The sequence below is a fragment of the Pseudoxanthomonas sp. LjRoot143 genome, from assembly GCF_964252945.1.
Classification (GTDB): domain Bacteria; phylum Pseudomonadota; class Gammaproteobacteria; order Xanthomonadales; family Xanthomonadaceae; genus Pseudoxanthomonas_A.
This window is the reverse complement of sequence record NZ_CAXUPM020000001.1, coordinates 2,107,221-2,122,612: the sequence shown is the minus strand read 5'-3', so window position 1 is coordinate 2,122,612 and position 15,392 is coordinate 2,107,221. Positions and strand designations below refer to the sequence as shown.

At 68.5% G+C, this 15,392-nt stretch carries 13 protein-coding genes; 10 read left to right on the top strand and 3 right to left on the bottom strand.

Annotated elements, in window-relative coordinates; translation table 11 throughout:
* Positions 1-3: 3 nt before the first annotated feature.
* Positions 4-1,512 (top strand): ATP-binding protein, encoded by a 1,509-nt coding sequence (locus tag ACSQ1W_RS10025; RefSeq protein WP_436043208.1) that lies wholly within the window; start codon positions 4-6, stop codon positions 1,510-1,512.
* 37 nt (positions 1,513-1,549) lie between these two features.
* Here ACSQ1W_RS10025 and ACSQ1W_RS10020 read toward each other — a convergent pair whose 3' ends face one another.
* The 3 genes from ACSQ1W_RS10020 to ACSQ1W_RS10010 all read right to left on the bottom strand — a co-directional run bounded on the left by ACSQ1W_RS10020 (position 1,550) and on the right by ACSQ1W_RS10010 (position 3,056).
* A complete protein-coding gene (locus tag ACSQ1W_RS10020; RefSeq protein WP_192267688.1) occupies positions 1,550-1,876 on the bottom strand; it encodes a hypothetical protein in 327 nt (108 codons plus the stop codon).
* Positions 1,877-2,004: 128 nt separating this feature from the next.
* Positions 2,005-2,442 carry a hypothetical protein gene (locus ACSQ1W_RS10015; protein ID WP_436043206.1) on the bottom strand — a complete coding sequence of 146 codons (438 nt, stop codon included), beginning with the start codon at positions 2,440-2,442 and terminating at the stop codon, positions 2,005-2,007.
* A gap of 260 nt (positions 2,443-2,702) precedes the next feature.
* A complete protein-coding gene (locus ACSQ1W_RS10010; protein WP_436043204.1) occupies positions 2,703-3,056 on the bottom strand; it encodes a hypothetical protein in 354 nt (117 codons plus the stop codon).
* Between the two features lie 174 nt (positions 3,057-3,230).
* Here ACSQ1W_RS10010 and ACSQ1W_RS10005 point away from each other — a divergent pair, with 174 nt between their 5' ends.
* From ACSQ1W_RS10005 to ACSQ1W_RS09965, 9 genes are all read left to right on the top strand, one after another.
* Positions 3,231-5,651 (top strand): DEAD/DEAH box helicase, encoded by a 2,421-nt coding sequence (locus ACSQ1W_RS10005; protein WP_436043202.1) that lies wholly within the window; start codon positions 3,231-3,233, stop codon positions 5,649-5,651.
* Complete coding sequence (locus ACSQ1W_RS10000; RefSeq protein ID WP_436043200.1) at positions 5,648-6,514, top strand: ribonuclease H-like domain-containing protein; 867 nt, start codon at positions 5,648-5,650, stop codon at positions 6,512-6,514. Before ACSQ1W_RS10005 ends, ACSQ1W_RS10000 begins: the two co-directional genes overlap by 4 nt.
* Before the next feature lie 86 nt (positions 6,515-6,600).
* Complete coding sequence (locus ACSQ1W_RS09995) at positions 6,601-7,422, top strand: hypothetical protein (RefSeq protein ID WP_436043198.1); 822 nt, start codon at positions 6,601-6,603, stop codon at positions 7,420-7,422.
* 174 nt (positions 7,423-7,596) lie between these two features.
* Entirely contained in the window at positions 7,597-8,718 is a 1,122-nt protein-coding gene (locus ACSQ1W_RS09990; protein WP_436043196.1) for an HDOD domain-containing protein, read from the top strand.
* 89 nt (positions 8,719-8,807) lie between these two features.
* Positions 8,808-9,413, top strand: a complete 606-nt coding sequence (lexA, locus tag ACSQ1W_RS09985) for a transcriptional repressor LexA (RefSeq protein ID WP_192267700.1) — start codon at positions 8,808-8,810, stop codon at positions 9,411-9,413.
* Between the two features lies 1 nt (position 9,414).
* Positions 9,415-10,041: a translesion DNA synthesis-associated protein ImuA gene (imuA, locus tag ACSQ1W_RS09980; protein ID WP_192267702.1), complete on the top strand. Its 627-nt coding sequence runs from the start codon at positions 9,415-9,417 to the stop codon at positions 10,039-10,041.
* Positions 10,042-10,050: 9 nt separating this feature from the next.
* Entirely contained in the window at positions 10,051-11,469 is a 1,419-nt protein-coding gene (locus ACSQ1W_RS09975) for a Y-family DNA polymerase (RefSeq protein WP_436043193.1), read from the top strand.
* The gene (locus tag ACSQ1W_RS09970; protein ID WP_436043191.1) at positions 11,466-14,711 is read left to right on the top strand and encodes an error-prone DNA polymerase; all 3,246 of its coding nucleotides are present in this window, start codon (positions 11,466-11,468) and stop codon (positions 14,709-14,711) included. Before ACSQ1W_RS09975 ends, ACSQ1W_RS09970 begins: the two co-directional genes overlap by 4 nt.
* Before the next feature lie 7 nt (positions 14,712-14,718).
* Positions 14,719-15,375, top strand: a complete 657-nt coding sequence (locus ACSQ1W_RS09965) for an alpha-ketoglutarate-dependent dioxygenase AlkB (RefSeq protein WP_436046160.1) — start codon at positions 14,719-14,721, stop codon at positions 15,373-15,375.
* The last annotated feature ends 17 nt before the right edge of the window (positions 15,376-15,392 follow it).

The window sequence follows — 15,392 nt, the reverse complement described above, 5'->3', positions numbered from 1 at the left end:
TCCGTGCCACATTCCGGTACCCCGCTGGGCCGCGTCCACATCCTGCTCGTCGAGGATTCCGAGCTCGACGCCGAACTGTTGATCGAGCAACTGCTGGAGGCCGGGCTCGACGCCGAGTTCGTGCGCGTGGACGGCGCGGACGACATGCGGGCGGCGCTGGCGGGCGAGACATTCGATCTGGTGTTGTCGGACATGGACCTGCCGGGGTTCTCCGGCTACCAGGCGCTCGAGATCCTGCGGGGGCATGATGCGCGCCTGCCGTTCGTATTCTTCTCCGGCACCATCGGCGAGGAAACCGCGGTGAAGGCCTTGCAGGAAGGCGCCAGCGACTACGTGCTGAAGCACTCGCCCGCGCGGCTTCCGTCGGCGGTGGCGCGGGCGATCCGCGAAGCGCGTACCGAGCGCGAGCGCGAACACGCCGAGCGTGAACTGATGCGCTCGCAGCGGCTGGACTGCCTGGCGATGCTGGCGGCGGGCCTGAGCCACGACCTGCGCAACATCCTGCAGCCGTTGCTGATCGTGCCCGACCTGCTGTCGACCTACAGCGAGGACCCGAAGATCCTGCGCCTGGGCGCGGTGATCTCGGAGAGCGGCAAGCGCGGCCACGAGATGGCCGACTCGATGCTCTCGTTCGTGCGCGGTTCGCGCAAGGCCAGCGAGACGATCAGCGTGGCGGCGCTCTTCAGCGCGGTGCAGCTGCTGCTGCAGGGCAGCCTGTCCCGTCAGGTCCGACTGACGGTGGAGCAGCCGCCGGAAGACCTGTTGATCGAGGGCAATTACACCGAGTTCCAGCAGTGCCTGATCAACCTCTGCCTCAACGGCATCCAGGCGATGGCCGAGCGCGGTGGCCAGCTGACGCTGTCGGCCGCACCGACCGTCACACCGGACGGCAAGGAGTTCGTCGTGCTGCGCGTCACCGACGAGGGCAGCGGCATGGACGAGGCGACGCGGCAGCAGCTGTTCACCCCGTTCTTCACCACCAAGGCCAGCGGTACCGGACTGGGCCTGATGTCGTGCAAGCGCATCATCGATTCGGTGCAGGGACGCATCGAGGTGCGCAGCGTCGCGGGGCAGGGCACCACCTTCGAACTGCACCTGCCGGCGCCGCGTACCGACGAGTGGGCGGGCGCGGAGGACGCGTCGTATCTGGATGGCGAAGGCCGCAAGATCCTGCTGGTCGATGGCGATGCGACGCGCCTGTCGCTGCTCGGCAACGCACTGGCCGCGCAGGGCTACGATCCGGTGATGGCGCCTGACGGTGCGATCGCGCTGCAGCAGATCGCCCGCAACGGCCTGCCGGCGCTGGCGATCATCGACGACGACATCCTGATGCTGTCGGCGGCGGACGTGCTGGCGGTGTTGCAGGAGGCGGGATTCGACGGGCCGGTGATCCGTCTGCGCGAGCCGGGCACGCCAGCCGACCGCCATGACAGCGCGGCGACCGTGGTCAAGCCGGTGCAGGTGACGTCGCTGTTCGGTGCGATCGAGCACGCGCTCGGATTGCGCGCCTGACCCCGAACGCGGGTATCAGGCGTCGCTGGATGCCGCCTCAGGCGCGGCCCATCACGGGCTGCGGCTTCAGCCGCTGCCACACGGCACGCATGATCGGCTGCGCGCGGTACCAGCCGATCGGCGTGTCCGGGCAGTGGCGCTGCAAGCGGTCGCGCAGCGAGGGGGCGATCTCGTCGAACTCCTGCCGGTGGTGCAGCAGGTAGGCGTCGTAGCCGATCTTCAGGCATTGCTCCAGGTCGCCCACCGTGGCGCCGACGACCTGGAACGTGTCCTCGTTGAGGCGGGTTTTCCAGTACGCCAGTTCGGCATCGATATCGACGATCTGCGCGGTGGCGTGCGCGTTGCGGTTGTGCAGACTGCCCATGGTGACTCCCCCGTGTCGGTGTGTGGTGACGGGGTGAGTTTTTGATCGGCGCGGTGATGCTTAAGTGAAATAAAGGGCGTTTTAACCTGCATTTAACCGTGCGCCGGCCTTTTTGTTCACCTTTGCCTTCAGCGCGTGAAGCCATTGCCTGCGCGGCGTTGCATCGCCTCGGCGATCACGGTGCGTTCGTCCATCCCCGTGGCGACCAGAGGGGCGAACAGCGGAGGGTCCTGCTCCAGCGGTGCGTTGAGCCGCTCCCACACGCGTGCGATCACCATCGATGCCAGTGACCAGTCCAGGCGCGTGCCGCGCGACAACGCGGCTTCATAGCGCGTGGGCAGGGCGGGCAGTAGTTCCTGCAACGGACGGCGGCGGGAGAGCAGGTAGATGTCGTAGGCGAACTTCAGCGTGGGCACGTAATGGCGGAACGCCAGACCAGGGCGATGGAAGGCCTGGCGTGCATAGGTCTTTTCCCAGAAATGCAGTTCGGTCTGGATGTCGACGACTGCGCAGGGCATCGCCACGTCGTTCCAGGCATGGGCGGACGGATCGGGCTGACGGGACATGGATTCCCCTCCATGGCACAGCGCCTGGCGGAGAGGGAAACCTGCGGAGGGACCACCATCAGCGGGCACACGACGCGCATGTGCCTGCGGGCGGCGGCCGTCGTCGGGCCGCGATGCCTGTGGTGACGTGCCACGCCTCCCGAAGAAGGCGCGAGGTTCCCGCCTTGCCGGCGCTTGTCGTTATCGTTGCCCCTGCCTTCATGGACACGCAGGGGCACGATGCGAGCGGCCAGCCGTTCGTCGTTCGCGAGCGATGACCTTCAATGCATGCGGGGTTGTACCGCGCCGTGCTCGTCGAGCCAGCGCCAGGTCTCGCGCAGCAGGGTGCGGGCCACCGGCCATTCGGGACCCGCATCGCCACGCAGACGCTCCCAGTGGTCTTCCAGTTCGAGTTCCGTACCGAGATCCAGGTCCCCGGCGTGGTCGGCATGCGATGCGGCCGCGAATGCATACGCGCGGCAGGCGTCCTCCCAGGCGACGTCCGGATGCAGGCGACGCCGGCGTCCGTAGTCGTGCACCGTGAAGGCAGCGAAGGCATCCTGGGTCACGGCCGGTGCGCGGGGCGGCATCTGCCGGAGCGTGTCGAGCTGGTCGCGATAGAGCTGTCGGTCCATGGGGCCTCCGTGGGGGTAATGCCGTGGTATCGCGCGGGACGTTATCGACAGGTGAGAAATCCCTTTGCTGTCCTGTCACAAAGCTGAGGTCGCGGGCGGGCGATCAGCGGGCAGTCAGTCTCAGCCACTGAGACGCACCGCGCGTCAGATGGCGGCCTGCTTCCGAGGACCGCCATGCCCGCCCAGACCGCCCTGATCCGTCGCCATGCCGACGAGGCCTCCCTGCTGCCCGCGACCACGGCCGATGGCAGTGCGCTGGCCGAGCGCCTTGCCGGCAAGTACCACGATCGGGTGACCGGGCAATTCGTCATTCCCGCACGCGAAGGACGCTACGAGATGCTGCCCGACGACCTGCCGCTCGCATTGGCGGCTGCGTTGCGCCAGCGCGGCATCGAACGCCTGTATTCGCACCAGGCCGAGGCGTGGCGGCAGGCGCAGGCCGGCGATCATCTCGCCGTCGTCACCCCGACCGCCTCGGGCAAGTCGCTGTGCTACACGCTGCCGGTGGTCGCGTCGGCACTGTCCAAGCGCGGCAAGGCGCTCTACCTGTTCCCGACCAAGGCGCTGGCGCAGGACCAGGTGGCGGAACTGCTCGACCTGAGCAAGGCCGGCGACCTGGGCCTGAAGGCCTTCACCTTCGACGGCGACACGCCGGGCGACGCGCGCCAGGCGATCCGCCTGCATGGCGACATCGTGGTCAGCAATCCGGACATGCTGCACCAGGCCATCCTGCCGCACCACACCAAGTGGGCGCAGTTCTTCGAGAACCTGCGCTACGTGGTGATCGACGAAGTGCATACGTACCGGGGCGTGTTCGGCAGCCACGTGGCGAATGTGCTGCGCCGGCTGCGGCGCGTGTGCGCGTTCTACGGCGCCACGCCGCAGTTCATCGTCTGCTCGGCGACCATCGGCAATCCGCAGGCGCATGCGGAAGCGCTGCTGGAACTGCCGGTGCATGCGATCACCGAGTCCGGTGCGCCCAGCGGCGAAAAGCACGTGCTGCTATGGAATCCCCCGGTGGTCAATCCCGACCTGGGCCTGCGCGCGTCGGCGCGCTCGCAGAGCAACCGCATCGCGCGGCTGGCGATCAAGGCGGGATTGAAGACGCTGGTGTTCGCGCAGTCGCGCACGATGGTCGAGGTGCTGACCAAGTACCTGAAGGACGTGTTCGACAGCGATCCGCGGTTGCCGGCGCGCATCCGCGCGTACCGGGGCGGCTATCTGCCGACCGAACGCCGCGAAGCGGAGCGTGCGATGCGCGACGGCCGTGTGGACGGAATTATCTCCACGTCGGCGCTGGAGCTGGGCGTGGACATCGGCAGCCTGGATGCGGTGGTGCTGAATGGCTACCCGGGCTCCATCGCGGCGACATGGCAGCGCTTCGGCCGGGCAGGGCGACGCCAGCAGGCCTCGCTGGGCATCCTGGTGGCGAGTTCGCAGCCGCTGGACCAGTACGTGGTGCGGCATCCGGAGTTTTTCGCCGACAGCCCGCCGGAACATGCGCGCATTGCGCCCGACCAGCCGATGATCCTGCTCGACCACGTGCGCTGCGCCGCCTTCGAGCTGCCGTTCCTGGCCGGCGAGCCGTTCGGGCCGATCGATCCGTCGCCGTTCCTGCAGCTGCTCGACGAGGACAGCGTGGTCCATCGCGAAGGCGACCGCTACGAGTGGATCGCCGACAGCTATCCGGCCAATGCGGTCAGCCTGCGCTCGGTGGCCGACGGCAACTTCGTCGTCGTGGATCGCACCGACGGACGCCAGGCGATCATCGCGGAGGTCGATTTCAGCGCCGCACCGCTGACGCTGTACGAAGGCGCGATCCACATGATCCAGTCCACGCCGTACCAGGTGGAGCGGCTGGACTGGGAGGGCCGCAAGGCCTACGTCACCCGCACGCACGTGGATTACTACACCGACGCGATCGACTACACCAAGCTGAAGGTGCTGGAGCGCTTCGATGGCTGCATCGCCGGGCAGGGCACCTGCCACCATGGCGAAGTGCATGTGGTGCGGCGCGTGGCCGGCTACAAGAAGATCCGCTACTACACGCACGAGAACATCGGCTACGGCCCGGTGAACCTGCCCGACCAGGAGATGCACACCACCAGCCTGTGGTGGCAGCTGCCGCCCACGCTGCTGGAATCCGCGTTCGAATCGCGGCAGGAGGCCCTGGACGGTTTCCTGGGCGCCGCGTACGCGCTGCATGTCGCGGCTACCGTCGCGGTGATGGCCGAGGGCCGCGACCTGCAGAAGGCCGTCGGCGATGGTGATGGTGCGTGGTTCGCGCTGCCGGACACGCAGGGGCGGGGCCAGTTGCGCGGCACGGAGAGCCAGGTGCTGTCGCCGGTGTCGGGCGAGCGCTTCATCCCGACGGCCTATCTGTACGACAACTACCCAGGTGGCATCGGCCTGAGCGAACCGTTGTGGGGGCGCCAGCGCGAACTGGTGCAACGGGCGGTGCAGCTGGTGTCATCGTGCGACTGCCGGGGCGGCTGTCCTGCCTGCGTGGGTCCGGTGCTGGCGAACGACGAGGACGCCGAGACCACGCCGCGCGCGCTGGCCGCACGTGTGCTGCACCTGCTGGACGCGGCATGAGCGTCAGCCTGGAGAAACTGCAGCGGCTGCGGAAGCAGGCGGGCCATGCCGTGCCGGCGTCGCCATCGGCCGCGCTGCCCGTGGCGCACGATCCGTTGCCCGCGCTGCGCCGCATGCTCGGTATCCGCGAGCGCGCGCGCGCGCCGGTCGTCGCGCGTCCGTGCGATCGCGCATTGCCGGGCGACGAGATCGCGCCCGGTCTGCTGTCGCTGGAACAGGTGTTGCCGTTTGACGCGGTGTCATCGCAGGTCGACGGCACGTTCGCGCGGACGGGTGATTTGCCGACGGGGAACATGCTGTTCTTCGATACCGAGACCACCGGCCTGTCCGGCGGCACCGGCACGCGCGCCTTCATGGTAGGCGCGTCGGACTTCGTGCCCGATGGATTGCGCGTGCGCCAGTTGCTGATCACGCACCTGTCGGCCGAGCCGGCGATGCTGCGCGAATTCTCGCGTTGGCTGGCGGAGGACACGCGGCTGGTCAGCTACAACGGCCGCTGCTACGACGCGCCGCTGCTGGCCGCGCGCTACCGGTTGGCGCGGCAGGGCACGCCGTTGGCCGGCATCGAGCACCTCGATCTGTTGTTCCCGACGCGCCGGCGCTACCGCGGCGTGTGGGAGAACTGCCGGCTGGCGACCATCGAACGCCGCGCGCTCGGCATCGTGCGCGAGGACGACCTGCCGGGGTCGGAAGCGCCCGGTGCGTGGTTGCAGTACCTGCGCGGCGGCGATGCGGGCCTGCTGCGGCGCGTGCTGCAGCACAACTTCCAGGACGTGGTGACGCTGGCGCACCTGCTGCTGCATCTGTCCGCGCCGGACGAGGCGCGACCGGATGGAAGCGTGTTTACCTGCGCCCCGCCTTGACCTCGTGCGGGCGGCGGGCGGATGCTGGCCGTGTCGGAACCCCACCAAGACGCACTGCCTGTCCGCCCTGCCACAGGAGCCGTCCCATGCCTCGTCCCGTCGTCCTCTGCCTGCTGCTCGCAGCCACGTCGTTTACTGCTGTCGCGCAGGACACGTTGCCACCCGTCGACCGCTTCTACGTCGGGGCAGGGCGCTACTGGGCCGACCATGATCTCGACACGCGCTGGGATGCCAGCGATGGCGCGATGGGCACGCACGTCAATTTCCAGCGCGACCTCGGCTTCGTCGACCGTCAGGACGCCCTGGTCTGGAACATCGGCGGCAGTCTGGGCGAGGAGCGGCGGCACAAGGTCGATGCCTTCGGCTACGACTACGACGATGACACGACGCGCCTGCTGGACCGCACGCTGCAGATCGGCGACAACGCCTATCCGGTGGATGCGGACCTGGCCGGCACCCTGGACCTGAAGATCACGGGCGTGTCCTACACCTGGTTCTTCCACCACGATGGCCAACGTGCGTTCGGCATGGGCCTGGGCGCGATGCGCTACGACGTCGACATCGATCTCGATGCGACGGCGGTGGTGGCGGGCGCACCGGTCGCCTACGCCAACACGCTGTCCGAGGACGAGTGGGCACCGATGCTGCGCGCCGAGTATGCGCATGCGCTGTCGGCCCACTGGCGTTGGGGCGCTTCGCTGGCCTACACGAAGAAGACCGGTGGCAACGTCACCGGCGATGCGCGCGACGTCCAGGTGCGGCTGGAGTACTTCCCGTGGCAGCACGTCGGGTTCTCGCTGCGCTACAACTACAACGATGTCGACCTGGATTTCGAACGCACCCGCTTCGACGGGAACCTGAACCTCAACAACCGCGGACCGCAGCTGCTGGCGTTGTTGCGCTTCTGAAACCCCATATGTCGGGGTTCCACCGACAGTGGAGTGTGAAGCGCTGCGCATTCCCCGCATCGCGTCTCAAGAATGCCCCGGTGCTGCCGACACCCTTGCTAGATTCCATTGGTCCGTGCCTCCCCCAGCGGAGGGCATGCATTGAACTTGCAAGAAAAACAAAGGGGACGTGCCTTGCGCATTCTGTACGTTGGCGACACCGCCTGCCTGCCTGACGATCTGGCCGACTACATCGGCGACATGGGCGACGAGTGGACCGTCGAGTCGGTGGCCGATGGCAAGTCGGCCATGTTCGCGGTCTCCAACGGCCCGGTCGACGTGGTGATGGTGGGGCCGGCGCTGTCCGACCTGCCGCCGGCCACGCTGCTGGGACAGATCCGTACGCTGCGTCCGGAAACCATCCGCATCGCGCTGCTGGAAGGCAGCGCCGACAGCCTGGCCGCCCCGATCAAGCTGATCGGCGTGGCGCACCGATTCCTGCCGTTGCCGCTGACGTCGGAGACGGTGCTGGAGTCGATCCACAGTCTGGAAGAACTGCGCGACCTGCTGGACAGCCCGCGCCTGCGCCGTGCGATCGGCCGCGTCGAGCACCTGCCGTCGCCGCCGCACCTCTACTTCGCGCTGACGCGTGCGCTGGAAGAGGACGAGGGCACGGCCAACGATATCGCCAAGCTGGTCTCCGGCGATCCGGCCATCGCCGCCAAGGTGCTGCAGCTGTGCAACTCGGCCTACTTCTCCAATGGCCGTTCGGTCACCGACCTGCGGGCCGCGGTGACGCGGCTGGGCCTGGGGACGCTGCGCGACCTGGTGCTGGCCAGCGAGGTGTTCTCGATGAAGACCACCTCCGGCGTCGACCGTGCCGCCTTGCAGCACCGCGCGCTGCTGGCCTCGCGCCTGGCGGCGAAGATCCTGCCGCGCACCAGCTCCGAACTCGGCGCCACCGCCGCGCTGCTGGCCGACATCGGCCTGCTGCTGCCCGGCGTGCGCGACGAGCGCGACACGCCGGCCGCCGAGGACGACGACCGTCCCGGCCACACCGAGGCGGGCGCCTACCTGCTGGGCCTGTGGGGCCTGCCGATGCCGATCGTCGAGGCGGTGGCGTTCCACCGCCAGCCGCAGCGTTCCAGCCTGCGCAGCTTCTGGGTGCCGGGCGCCGTGCACGTGGCGGGCGCGCTGGCCAGCAACGAGCCGGTGGACGAGGGCTACCTGAAGTCGCTGGGCGTGCTGGACCAGCTGCCCAACTGGCGGCAGATGGCCGAGACCATGGTCGAGCGTGCCGAGGAACAGGCCGCCTGACGGCCTCAGCCGCGGGCCGCCGCTAGCCGATACACGGCGGCTCCGCCAGTCTCGCCCTGAGCGACGGAAGGGTGTACAAATGTACACCCATGAGCCCCGTCGACCTGCCTCCCCAACGTGCCGCCGTGCTGGCCTTCCTGCGCCGGGAGCTGGCGGCCGGGCGCGCGCCCAGCCTGGCGGACATCGCCGATGCGTTCGGCTTCGCCTCCCGCAACGCCGCGCAGAAGCATGTGCAGGCGCTGGTGGCCGACGGCCTGCTGGAGCAGGCGCCCGGCCAGAAACGTGGCCTGCGCCTGCCCGGTGGCATGGCGGACCTGCTGCCGTTGCCGGTACTGGGGCGCGTCGCCGCCGGCCAGCCGATAGGCGCCGACATCGGCCTGGACGAGCAGCTGTGGCTGGACCGCCGGCTGTTCTCGCCGCAGCCGGATTACCTGTTGAAGGTGCAGGGCGATTCGATGATCGACGACGGCATCGTCGATGGCGATCTGGTCGGCGTCCATCGCACCCCGGACGCGCGCGACGGACAGACCGTCGTCGCGCGCATCGACGGCGAACTGACCATCAAGCGCCTGCAGCGCGAACGCCGCCGCATCCGCCTGCTGCCGCGCAATCCCACGCACGCGCCCATCGACGTGCAGCCCGGACAGGACTTCGCCATCGAAGGCGTGTACTGCGGCCTGGTGCGACGCGGCTGAGATGGGCGCCGTCGTCGCCCTCGACACGTTGCTGGCGGCGCGCACGCTGTGGCATGCCGGGCGCAGCGCGGCCATCGCCGCCGACGGTGAGCCCACCGGACACGATGCGCTCGATGCCTTGCTGCCGCAGGGCGGCTGGCCACGACGTTCCCTGACCGAACTGCTGTTGCCCGCCGACGGTGTGGGCGAATTGGCGCTGCTGCTGCCCACGCTGTCGCGGATGACCCAGGCCGGCAGCACGGTGGCGGTGATCGCACCGCCGTATGTCCCGTATGCGCCGGCATGGCAGGCCGCCGGTGTTGACCTGTCGCTGCTGGAAATCGTCGACGCCGCGCCACGCGATGCGTTGTGGGCGTTCGAGCAATGCCTGCGCAGTGGCGCCTGCGCCGCTGTGCTGGGGTGGCCGGCGCATGCCGACGGGCCTGCGCTGCGCCGCCTGCAGGTGGCCGCCGACAGCGGCGAATGCCTGGGTTTCGCACTGCGCGACCGTCGCCATGCCGCCAATCCCTCGGCCGCCGCGTTACGACTGGAAGCCGTCAGCGATGCGCATGGCGGCAGTACCTGGCAGGTGCGCAAATGCCGCGGCGGGCCGGCGCCCGCGCAGTCGTTCGCGCTGGTCGCGCATTGAGGCGGGCGCATGCTCTGGGCCTGTGTACTGCTGCCGCAGCTGGCGCTGGACGCCGTCCTCCGGCGTCTGCCCGATCCTGACGCGCCGCTGGCGCTGGTCGGTGGTCCCCTGCAATTGCGCACCCTGCATGCGGTGAATGCATCCGCCGCACAGTCGGGCCTTCGTGCTGGCATGCGCCTGACCGCCGCGCACGCGCTGCTGCCGGAGTTCGCGATGGTCGAGCACGATCCGTCGGCGGAAGCGCGCTGGCAGCGTTTCCTCGCGTCATGGGCATACCGGCACAGCTCGCTGGTCAGTGCGCAGTGGCCGGGTTGCCTGGTGCTGGAAGTGCGCGCCAGTTTCCGCCTGCTGGGACCGTGGCCGCGCATCGAGGCGCGGCTGCGCGAGGAACTCGGCGCGCTCGGCTTCCAGCACCGCATCGCCCTGGCGCCCACGCCGCGTGCGGCGCACGTGTTCGCCGGCCTGCGCGACGGCTTGGCGATGATGCAGGCCGAGGGGATGGCGGACCTGTTGGATCGCGTGCCAGTGCGACGCGCACGATTGCCGGACGACAATGGCGAGCGCCTGCACCGCATGGGCATCCGCGACCTGCGGACGTTGCGCGGGCTGCCGCGCGACAGCCTGCGCCGCCGTTTCGGACTGCCGGTGCTGGAACACCTGGATCGGTTGTACGGGCAGGCCGATGATCCGCTGGCGTACTACGCGCCGCCGGATCACTTCGATGCGCGCATCGAGCTCGGCTACGAAGTCGAGAACCACATGGCGCTGCTGTTCCCGCTGCGCCGCCTGATCGGCGACCTGTGCACCTATCTGTCGATCCGCGACGGCGGCGTACAGCGCTTCGTGCTGCGGCTGGAGCACGAGGAAGGCCATACCGATGTCGAAGTCGGCCTGCTCGCGGCCGAGCGCGAACAGGCGATGCTGTTCGAACTGACCCGCAACCGGCTGGAACGCGTGCAGATCAACCATCCGGTCGTCGGCGTGCGCCTGCTGGCGCGCGAACTGCCGCCGTTCGTGCCGGCCGCGCGCGACCTGTTCGATACGCGTCCGCAACAGCAACTGCCATGGCCGCAGCTGCGCGAACGGTTGCGCGCGCGCCTGGGCGACGACGCGGTGCATCGTGTAGCACCGGCCGGCGATCCGCGTCCGGAGCGCGCGTGGCGACGCGTGCAGGGCGATGGCGAGCGCATGACGCAAGCGCCGTCGCGGCCGCCACGACCCGCCTGGCTGCTGCCACAGCCGATCCCGCTGCGCGATCCGCATCCGCGCATCGTGTCCGGCCCGGAGCGGCTGGAAAGCGGCTGGTGGGATGGCGAGGACGCGCGCCGCGACTACTACGTGCTGGAAACCTCGCAGGGCCAGCGCGCCTGGGCATTCGCGCCGCCGGGCGAGCAGGGCGGCTGGATGCTGCATGGGTGGTTCGCGTGAGCCGCGAAGAAGGACGCGGCGATCATCCCGGTGCGCACGTGCCGCGTGCCTGGGAGACCGCGCAGCGATTGCGCCTGCAGGTCGCGGCCAACGACGATGCCGCGATCGACGACGGCCTGCCGGCGTATGCCGAACTGCACTGTCTGTCGGATTTTTCCTTCCTGCGCGGCGCATCCGGTGCGGAGGACCTGTTCGCCCGCGCCCTGCAATGCGGGTACGAAGCGCTGGCGATCACCGACGAGTGCTCGCTGGCCGGCATCGTGCGCGGGCTGGAAGCCTCGCGTGCGACGGAACTGAAGCTGATCGTCGGCAGTGAATTCACCCTCATGTGTGGGCTGAAGTGCGTAGTGTTGGTGGAGACCCTGCGCGGATACACACGCCTGTGCGAGCTGATCACCACCGCGCGCCGTGCCGCCCCCAAGGGCACGTACCGGTTGACCCGGCAGGATGTGGAGCGGGTGCTGGGGGCCGATGATCCCGAGGCCGGCGGCCTGTTCGCCTTGTGGTTGCCGGCGCGCGTGCCGGACGAGACGCAGGGGCGCTGGCTGCAGCAGGTCTTCGGCGCACGTGCGCACCTGGCGGTGGAGCTGCACCGCGAGCAGGACGACACGGCACGGCTGCGGCAGTTGCTCGATCTGTCGTCGCGCCTGTCGATGACGGCCATCGCCAGCGGCGATGTGCACATGGACGTGCGTCGCCAACGGGCGTTGCAGGACACGATGACGGCGATCCGCCACACGCTGCCGCTGTCCGAGTGCGGTGAACATCTGTTCCGCAATGGCGAGCACCATCTGCGTACGCGGCGGGCGCTCGGCAACATCTATCCGGGGACATTGCTGGAGAACGCGGTCGCGCTGGCACGTCGCTGCGCGTTCTCGATGGAAGAGGTGAAGTACAACTATCCCGCCGAGCTGGTGCCGGACGGTCATACGCCAACCAGCTGGCTGCGCGAGCTGACCGAGCGGGGGATGCGCGAACGCTGGAAGGACGGTGTGCCGCCCGCCATCGCCGCACAGATCGACGAGGAGCTTGCCCTCATCGCGCGGCTGAAGTACGAGGCCTTCTTCCTCACCGTCGAGGACATCGTCTGCTTCGCCAAGTCGCAGGACATCCTGTGCCAAGGCCGTGGCTCCTCGGCCAATTCCGCGGTCTGCTTCGCACTGGGCATCACCGTGGTCAATCCAGCCGAGAGCCGGTTGCTGATGGCGCGCTTCCTGTCGGAGGAACGGGGTGAACCGCCGGACATCGACGTGGATTTCGAGCATGAGCGTCGCGAGGAAGTACTGCAGTACGTCTACAACAAGTACGGGCGCCGTCGCGCGGCGTTGGCCGCCACCGTCATCCGCTACCGCGGCAAGAGTGCGGTGCGCGACGTGGCCAAGGCCTTCGGGCTGCCGCCGGACCAGATCGGCCTGCTGGCCGAGTGCTACGGCTGGGGCAACGGCGAGACGCCGATGGAACAGCGGCTGCGCGAGGCCGGCTTCGATCCGGAGAATCCGCTGATCCGGCGCGTGCTGGCGGTGACTACGCAGCTGCGCGGCCATCCCCGGCATCTGTCGCAGCATGTCGGCGGCTTCGTCATCAACGACGGGCCGCTGTCCGAGGTGGTGCCGGTGGAAAACGCCGCGATGGACGACCGCACCATCATCCAGTGGGACAAGGATGATCTGGAGACGATGAAGCTGCTCAAGGTCGACTGCCTGGCGCTGGGCATGCTGACGTGCATCCGCAAGGCCGTGGATCTCGTCGAGCGGCATAGAGGCTTCAAGCTGGATCTCGCCAGATTGCCGAACGACGACGAGAAGACCTACGAAATGATCCAGGCGGCCGACACCGTGGGCGTCTTCCAGATCGAATCGCGGGCGCAGATGAGCATGCTGCCGCGATTGAAGCCGAACAAGTATTACGACCTGGTAGTTGAAGTGGCGATCGTGCGTCCTGGTCCGATCCAGGGTGGCATGGTCCATCCCTACTTGCGCAGGCGGCAAGGCAAGGAAGAGGTGACCTATCCGTCAGAGGAAATCCGCTCGGTGCTGGAACCCACCCTGGGCGTGCCTTTGTTCCAGGAGCAGGTGATGGAACTCCTGATGAAAGCCGCTGAATACACGGACAGTGAAGCGGATGGCTTGCGTCGGTCAATGGCGGCCTGGGGGCGTGGTGGCGATATGGAGCCGCACCGGCTCCGCGTACGCGAGCGCATGGCCAAAAAAAACTATTCGCAGGAGTTCATCGACCAGATCTTCGAACAGATCAAGGGTTTCGGTTCCTACGGCTTCCCCCAAAGCCATGCCGCCTCGTTCGCCAAGCTGGTTTACATCAGCTGCTGGCTGAAACGCCACGAGCCGGCGGCATTCGCCTGCGCGCTGCTCAACGCGCAACCGATGGGGTTCTATTCCGCCGGCCAGATCGTGCAGGACGCACGACGCAGTAAGGGCGGGCGCGTGGGCATCGACATCCTGCCGGTCGATGTACTCCACAGCGACTGGGACAATACGCTGGAGGGCGGGCATGCGCGGCGCGGCGTCGATGACGGCGGGCAGGCGGCCTTGCGGCTTGGGTTCCGCCAGGTCGGCGGGCTGTCGGAGGAGGTCGGCAAGGCGATCATGGCAGCGCGGGCGCGACGCATGTTCACCGACGTGCGCGACCTGTGCCTGCGTGCTCGCCTCGACGAAAAGGCGCGCAACGCACTGGCCGAAGCGGGTGCGCTGCAGTCGCTCGCCGGCCATCGCCACGCGGCCCGCTGGGCGGTCGCCGGTATCGAACGGCAACGTCCGCTGCTACCCGGTAGCCCCGACGAGGATGCGATCCTCCTGCCGGCGCCGATGGTGGGCGAGGACGTCACTGCGGATTACCGCATGACCGGACTGACCCTTGGCGAACACCCGCTGTCGTTGCTGCGCGAACGTCTGCGCCGGCATCGCGTGGTCGACTCGCGCCAGCTGCGTGGATTGCCGCACGGACGTGGTGCGTTCGCCGCCGGCATCGTCACCCAGCGACAGCGACCGGCGACCGCGAAGGGCACGATCTTCATCACGCTGGAAGACGAGCATGGCATGGTCAACGTGGTGGTGTGGTCGCACGTGGCGCTGCGCGACCGCAAGGCGCTGCTCGGTTCTCGTTTGATGGCCGTGCGCGGGCGCTGGGAACAGGTGGATGGGGTGGAGCACCTGATCGCGCGCCGGCTGGAGGATTTCAGTCATCTGCTGGGCGAGATCCAGCCTGGCTCCCGCGACTTCCACTGAGGCCATGATGCGCGCACTCGCTCCCCTGACCGACGACCTGTTCGCACCCGCGATGGTGCAGTTGGTGGACGATGCCGAAGGCGGGATCCGCTACTGGCCGGAGGTCATCGATCCGCTGACGGCACGTGCATGGTTCGATCGGCTGCGGGCAAGCGCGGCGTGGACGCATCTGCAGCGCCCGATGTACGACCGCATCGTCGACGTGCCGCGCCTGCTGGCGAACTATGCCGTGGACGCACTGCCGGACGACCTGCCGCTAGCCGCACTGCTCGCCTGCGTGCAGGCGAAGGCGCCGGCGCCTTACTCGCGTATCGGCATGAACCTCTATCGGGACGGTCACGACAGCGTCGCCATGCATGGCGACAAGCTGCATACCGTGGCGACCGGCCATCCGATCACACTGGTCTCGCTCGGCGCGCCACGGCGCATGTTGATCCGTGCCCGCGAAGGCGGACGCGATACGGTCGCGGTGGACCTCGCGCCCGGCAGCGTGCTGTCGATGAGCCATGCCTCGCAGAGCACGCACGAGCACGGCATCCCGAAGACCCGGCGCGCGCAGGGGGCGCGGATCAGTGTGGTGTTCCGGGTGAGGCCACCGTCATCTGTGGGACAAGGTGGGATGACAGGTGTGGGAGCGACGCAAGTCGCGATGGGCCGCCGGTAAAGCTTCATCGCGACTTG